General features: G+C 61.6%; 3 protein-coding genes. 2 read left to right on the top strand and 1 reads right to left on the bottom strand.

Annotated elements, in window-relative coordinates; translation table 11 throughout:
- Both A5686_RS06540 and A5686_RS06535 read left to right on the top strand, forming a co-directional pair.
- Positions 1–990: hypothetical protein (locus tag A5686_RS06540; RefSeq protein ID WP_231986307.1), on the top strand; the 990-nt coding region annotated here is incomplete at its 5' end.
- Between the two features lie 166 nt (positions 991–1,156).
- Positions 1,157–2,137 (top strand): alcohol dehydrogenase catalytic domain-containing protein, encoded by a 981-nt coding sequence (locus tag A5686_RS06535; protein WP_197520496.1) that lies wholly within the window; start codon positions 1,157–1,159, stop codon positions 2,135–2,137.
- Here A5686_RS06535 and A5686_RS06530 read toward each other — a convergent pair.
- Positions 2,134–3,314 (bottom strand): hypothetical protein (locus A5686_RS06530; RefSeq protein WP_231986306.1); only part of this gene is annotated, 1,181 nt, incomplete at its 5' end. The two genes, A5686_RS06535 and A5686_RS06530, sit on opposite strands and share 4 nt — an antisense overlap.

Raw genomic sequence — 3,314 nt, 5'->3', positions numbered from 1 at the left:
TGTCTGGTGCATGCGGTCCGGTGGTACCGGACCCAGCGGGACGCATCCAACCTCGTGGTTTGGGGATCACTCATTGTCGCACTCCTCATGGTCGAGCCGATCACCTACTTTCCGCAGTGGTTCGGCCTCGAGGACAAGATGGGGTTGACCTTCATCCACGGCCAATTCTCCATCCAGTTTCTCTATGACCGCTTACCGCTCTACATCGTCGCCATGTATCCGGTTTACGGATACATGGCCTACGTCCTAGTCCAGCGGGCCGGCATCCTGAAACGCTGCAACATTTTTGTCAGCTCCATCTGCGTCGCGTTCGGCTTCATGACTCTGTTCGAAGTGGCCGACACCGTCGGGCCCCAGTGGGGCTGGTGGGTGTGGAACCAGGACCTGCCGACCTCCAAACCGTCGATGGGGCCCATTCCTTACCTCAGCCTTCAAGGGTTCTCGCTTGTGGTCCCGTTCGCCGTCGCTTTGCTCACTCGATGGATGACCAGGACCACCAATCCACAGGGCTGGCGTATCTTGCGCGACACCATCATCGTCAGCATCGCGGTCTGGCCGCTGATGTTCTCGATGCAGCTGCCCGCGTTGCTGTTACAACTCATCGGGGTGCCAACACTGACTGCGCGGGGCATCTCCACCTGGACCATGATCGGCGGCGCCCTTCTCATCACCGCCTGGGCCTTCTACGGCACGTACCGTGCCCGGATGGCCGATCCGTCGATCGTGCCCGCCGGCGCACGCGGCGATCGGTTCGCTTTGGTGTGCGTAGCGGTTTATCTGCTGTTCGGGGTGGTGTTCTGGGTAGCCGCGCTGCCCGGTCACTCCACTGCCGTAGACGGGGTAGCACCATCAGGCAATCCCGTCGGCTCGCTGTCCTTCGGCGCCGCGGCGTTCGTGCTGTCGATTGTGCTCACCGCGGGCGCCTACACGGGAACTTTGAAAGCGCCCTCCGCATCCGAACCGGCCTCAAACCCAGCAGTCCCCGCATAAGACCAGACCACAGATCGGCCGAGTCGGCCCATGCCAATCCCAGCCGGTATCGCCACTGTTAATCACGACTTTCGCCGTCACACACCAAATTGGGAGACTAATGCCCGAGCACATTAGGGGAAGTTGAGTGCGCGCCGGCGTATTTCACGGCCCCGCAAACGGAATCGTGATCGAAGACCTGCCGGACCCAACCCCGCGGGAACGTGAACTCGTGATCAAGGTCGAACGATCCGGAATCTGCGGAACGGATCTGCATCTCACCGACGGCAAGGGGTTTCTCCAGGCTCCGCCGGGCATCGTGCTCGGACATGAGTTTGCGGGCGAGGTTGTCGCGGTTGGGCGAGAAGTCGAGCGCTTCAAAACGGGCGACCGCATCACCTCCTTGGCTGCCATCGCTGCGTGCGGCACCTGCCCCGAATGCCGTAGCGGTGATCTCCAGTGGTGCACCGGATCGACAAAGCTGTTCCCGGTTTCTGGCGGTTACGCACAGTACGCACCCGTAGCGGAGCCCCAAGCGATCGGCCTCCCGCACTCGCTGTCGCTCGCCGACGCCGCACTCGTCGAGCCGCTGGCGGTCGGCTGGCATGGCTACCGCATTGCCGAAGTCAAGCCTGGCGCAAGCGTGCTGGTGCTCGGTGCCGGACCGATCGGTCTCGGCGTGGTGTTCTGGGCGCGGTGCATGGGGGCGCGAAAGATTGTCGTGCAGGCTCGATCCCGGCGTCGCGAGCAACAGGCACTAGCCATGGGAGCCGATGCATTCATCACGACCACCGACGCACTCGAAGTGGCGCACGAAGCGCTGGGCGCCGCACCCGATGTGGTATTCGAGGCTGTGGGCACACCGGGCTCCATCGAACGGGCGATGCAGATCGTCCAGCCACGCGGAACGGTCGTGGTGCTCGGTTGGTGCGGTGTGGCCGACTCTTACACTCCCGCGCTGTATTTGATGAAAGAGGTACGCCTTCAATTCTCGATGACCTACAGCGTGGCCGACTTCGAACACACTGCCCGGGCACTTGACGAAGGCGGGACCGGTCCGCGGTCGATGGTCACGAACACGATTGGTCTCGATGAGTTACCTTCGATGTTCGAGGGCCTCCGCGCGGCCAACCACGAATGCAAGGTGCTCATCGATCCCTGGCGCTAAGGATCTACGCCCACCGCCAATGTGTGTTCGGTTTCCTGGGCGGTCGCCGCACGAGCGGTCGTGGCACCATAACAGGCCACGATCAACACCACCGACAACCCAAAGGTGATGATGCCGTAGGCGAAGGAGCCTACCGGCGCACCGCCCGGCGTCAGGCCGTTCACGGCATGTAGGTTTTCGGACGCACCCGCGGCCCAGAAAGCTGCGGCCACTGCCAGATAGATAGCCGTGTATGCCAGCGGGAAGAAATCACGGCGAGCGGCGTCCGGAACCAGTCCGGGATCCGCCAGCCGAGCTCGATAGGCGCCCAAAAACACTGAAAACGCGACTAATCCGAACACAATGACGGAAAGCCAGATCAGGATGAATCTGGCCGTCACGATGTTGACCCCCACCGCCTGGAGCAGAAACGCAGGCCCAGAAAACAACAATTGGATGGGCCACACCAGCAGGCTGACCAACACCACGTCGCGCAGCAGGGTCCAACCGCCACGATGCGGAATCTTGCAAAGAGCCTGCACACCCAGTGCCATACCGAAAGGTAGGCCGATCGTGAACGCCTCGATGTTCATCAGCGGTACCACACCCAACGCGGGCACGGCGGTGGGCACCGCCGAGGAATCGGTGTTCCATGCCCACCAACGGAATTGGGGCGCGACGGTATCCACCACCTCGAAGAGGCAGTGGAACACAAACGTCACGCAGATAGTGCCGATCACCGGGTGGTACTTACGAAAGATGCCGGTGCGCTGCACCAGCACATACGAGAGGTACCCGTAGACCGGGTACATCGCGACGATATAGAGCGGCAGCCGATCGAACATAAACTGTATGGAAAACTGGTTGTGCGCGAACGTGAGTCCCATAAACCGCTCCACGCCAAACCATTGCGGAAAGTAGGCCATCGGCTCGATCAGCAGGAGGGCAACCACTCCGGTAAACCACACCACCAGATTGGAAGCATCACCGGTTCTGCGGAACCAGCGGATTCCGTGGACCAGACACGCGGCTGCGCCACCCACCATGAGAAGCTCGATCACCGGCAAGGTCCAGTTTTGTAGCGTGAACGGGTTGTGCAACTTGAGAAGCGGATTTCCGTTACAGCGCAGCTGCGGTGCGTGGACGGCGAGCTTGGCGAATGCGGCTGTGCATGTTTCCATCGAGTTCGGCCCTCCGT

It is taken from the genome of Mycobacterium sp. E2479, from assembly GCF_001667925.1.
In the GTDB taxonomy this organism is placed as follows: Bacteria; Actinomycetota; Actinomycetes; order Mycobacteriales; family Mycobacteriaceae; genus Mycobacterium.
The sequence above is the reverse complement of the archived record's forward strand: the minus strand, read 5'-3'. Positions and strand labels throughout refer to the sequence as shown.